This is a genomic window from Mesorhizobium sp. M7D.F.Ca.US.004.03.1.1 (genome assembly GCF_003998635.1).
GTDB lineage: Bacteria > Pseudomonadota > Alphaproteobacteria > Rhizobiales > Rhizobiaceae > Mesorhizobium > Mesorhizobium loti.
Map to the genome: position 1 here is coordinate 1 of NZ_RZQG01000674.1, position 3,317 is coordinate 3,317.

A 3,317-nucleotide genomic window follows, 5' to 3' on the forward strand; every position below is an offset into this window, starting at 1 on the left:
GCGCTGGGCGGCGGCATAGGCATCGAAATCGGCGGCAACCATGAACCAGTCGCTGTTGTAGAGACCGTTGATAAGGTCGCGGTAACGCTCCGGGTCATCAGGCGAGAAGACGCCTGACGAAACGGCGGCAACCGCTTGCGCCAGCTCAGGCGATCCCTCGATGACGGCGCGCGGGTTGTAGCCATTGTTGCGCCGCTCGGCGACCTCGGCCGTGGTCAGGCCGAAGATGAAGATGTTGTCGTCGCCGACGCATTCCTTGATCTCGACATTGGCGCCGTCGAGCGTGCCGATGGTCAACGCGCCGTTCAGAGCGAACTTCATGTTGCCGGTGCCCGACGCTTCCATGCCGGCGGTCGAGATCTGCTCGGACAGGTCAGCGGCCGGCATCATGATCTCGGCCAGGCTGACATTGTAGTTCGGCACGAACACCACCTTCAGCAAACCGCGCACGGCCGGATCGCGGTTGATGACCTTGGCGACGTCGTTGGCGAGTTTGATGATCAGCTTGGCATTGTGGTAGCTGGGCGCCGCCTTGCCGCCGAAGAATTTCACGCGCGGCATCCAGTCGCGCTCGGGATGCGAGCGGATCTGATCGTAGAGAGCGATCGCCTCGAGGATGTTCAGAAGCTGGCGCTTGTATTCGTGGATGCGCTTGATCTGGATATCGAACAGCGCCGAGGGATCGACCTTGATGCCGAGCCGGTCGGCGACGAGGTTGGCCAGCCGCGCCTTGTTGGCGCGCTTGACGGCGGCGAATTTGTCGCGAAAGGCGGCATCGCCAGCGAAGACATCGAGATCCTTGATGGCATCGATGTCGTCGAGAAAACGGTCGCCGATCGCCTCACGAGCGAGCGACGTCAGCCCGGGATTGCACTGGATCAGCCAGCGCCGCGGCGTGATGCCGTTGGTCTTGTTGTTGATGCGATCGGGATAGAGCTTATGCAGGTCGGCGAACACCGTCTCCTTCATCAGGTCGGTGTGAAGCGCCGAAACACCGTTGATCGAATGCGAGCCGACAAAGGCCAGATTGCCCATGCGCACCCGGCGGTCGCCATTTTCCTGGATCAGCGAGATGCGGCCGATCTGTTCGTCCGAGAACTGGTTGGAGGCACGCGCCTCCAGAAGCACCTCGGCGTTGATGGCGTAGACGATCTGCATATGGCGCGGCAAAAGCCGCTCGAACAGCGGCACCGGCCAGCTTTCCAGCGCCTCGGGCAGCAGCGTGTGGTTGGTGTAGCCGAAGGTGCGCTTGGTGATGCTCCAGGCGAGGTCGAAATCCATGCCGTGCACATCCATCAACAGGCGCATCAGCTCGGGCACCGCGATGGCCGGATGGGTGTCGTTGAGATGGATCGCAGCCTTATCGGGCAGCGACTTCAGGTCGCCATACTGGCTGAGATGGCGCTGGACGATGTCCTGCAGCGAGGCGGTGGAGAAGAAGTACTCCTGCCTGAGCCGCAGTTCCTGCCCGGCCTTGTGGGAATCGGCGGGATAGAGCACGCGCGACAAGGCATCGGCCTTGTTGCTTTCGGCAAGCGCGCCGATGTGGTCGCCGGCATTGAACTTGTCGAGCAGGATCGGATCGACAGGCATGCCCGACCAGAGCCGCAGCGTGTTGACGCGATTGGCCCGCCAACCGACGACGGGCGTGTCATAGGCGACGGCCAGCACATGCTCGGTCGGCTTCCAGACATGGCGCTCGAGCCGGCCGTCCTTGGAGGTGATCGATTCCACCGAACCGCCGAACCCGACCTCGAACGAGCGCTCCCGGCGTTCGAATTCCCACGGGTTGCCGTGATCGAGCCAGGTCTCGGGCAGTTCGACCTGCCAGCCGTCATGAATCTCCTGGCGGAACATGCCGTTGGCATAGCGGATGCCGTAGCCATGCGCGGGAATGTCGACGGTCGCCATGCTTTCCATGAAGCAGGCGGCAAGCCGGCCGAGGCCGCCATTGCCGAGTGCCGCATCCGGCTCGAGTGCGGCGATGAGATCGAGATCGACGCCCAGCGACGACAGCGCCTCGCGCATATTGTCCATCAGGCCGAGATTGGAGAAGGCATCGCGCATCAGGCGGCCGATGAGGAACTCCAGCGACAGATAGTAGACGCGCTTTTCCTGCTGGTCGTAGGCCTCTTTCGTCGCTTGCATCCAGTGGTCGACGATGCGGTCGCGCACGACCTTGATCGAGGCGGTCAGCCAGTCGTACTGGGTCGCGACGGTGGTGTCCTTGCCGACCCGGTATTTGAGGGCCATCAAGACTTCCCTTGCGAGCGTCTCTGGATCAGGATTTTCGAGCAGTGGCGGGAGGGGTTCGGATGTCATCGCGCTCGTCATGCTGCCTCTCGTGCGGTTGCCATGATCATACCGGCTTTCATGGTTCCTCCCAGCCCATGCTAGCTGATACCGCTATATATTCAATCGATTTAGATTAGCTCATGCTAGCTTACCCTGCGGCAATTTGCCAATTTAAAGCGCGGCGCGCTCAGACATTCCGCGCGACGCGCTTCAAGTTTTTGTTCCGTGCATGCCGTCCCAAAACCGCTACGCACTTTTGGGCGACATGCATCAGGCAGCCAGCGCCGCCTCCGGCGGGACCTTTGCTCCGGTCATGAAGGCGACGGCGTCGGACATCGTATATTGCTTGGGATCGATGACGCAGAGGCGACGGCCGAGCCGATGGATGTGAATGCGGTCGGCCACTTCGAAGACATGCGGCATGTTGTGCGAGATCAGCACGATCGGCAGGCCGCGCTTCTTGACGTCGAGGATCAGTTCAAGCACGCGGCGGCTTTCCTTGACGCCAAGGGCGGCCGTCGGCTCGTCCATGATCACCACACGGCTGCCGAAGGCGGCGGCGCGCGCCACAGCCACGCCCTGGCGCTGACCGCCAGAGAGCGTCTCCACCGCCTGGCTAATGTTCTGGATGGTCATCAGGCCAAGCTCGGTGAGCTTGTCGCGGGCGCGCTTTTCCATCGCCGGACGGTCGAGCATACGAAGCCAGTCGCCCAGAAAACCCGGTTTGCGGATTTCGCGGCCAAGGAACATGTTGTCGGCGATCGACAGCGCCGGCGACAGCGCCAGATTCTGATAGACGGTCTCGATGCCGGCTTCGCGGGCTTCCATCGGTGATTTGAAGGCGACGGGTTTGCCTTCAAGCCGGATCTCGCCTTCATCGGGCACGGCCGCGCCGGAAATCGCCTTGATGAGCGACGACTTGCCGGCGCCATTGTCGCCGATGACGGCGAGGATTTCACCCGGGTAGAGGTCAAAGTCGGCATTGTCGAGGGCGGTGACGCGGCCATAGCGCTTGACCAGGC

The 3,317-nt window shown here is 62.3% G+C and carries 2 protein-coding genes; both read right to left on the minus strand.

Going from position 1 to position 3,317, the window contains the following annotated elements:
* On the minus strand, window positions 1–2,334 hold a 2,334-nt coding region (locus EN935_RS27785; RefSeq protein WP_164771384.1), incomplete at its 3' end, for a glycogen/starch/alpha-glucan phosphorylase.
* Between the two features lie 231 nt (window positions 2,335–2,565).
* A complete protein-coding gene (locus tag EN935_RS27790) occupies window positions 2,566–3,315 on the minus strand; it encodes an ATP-binding cassette domain-containing protein (protein ID WP_245489063.1) in 750 nt (249 codons plus the stop codon).
* Window positions 3,316–3,317: the final 2 nt, after the last annotated feature.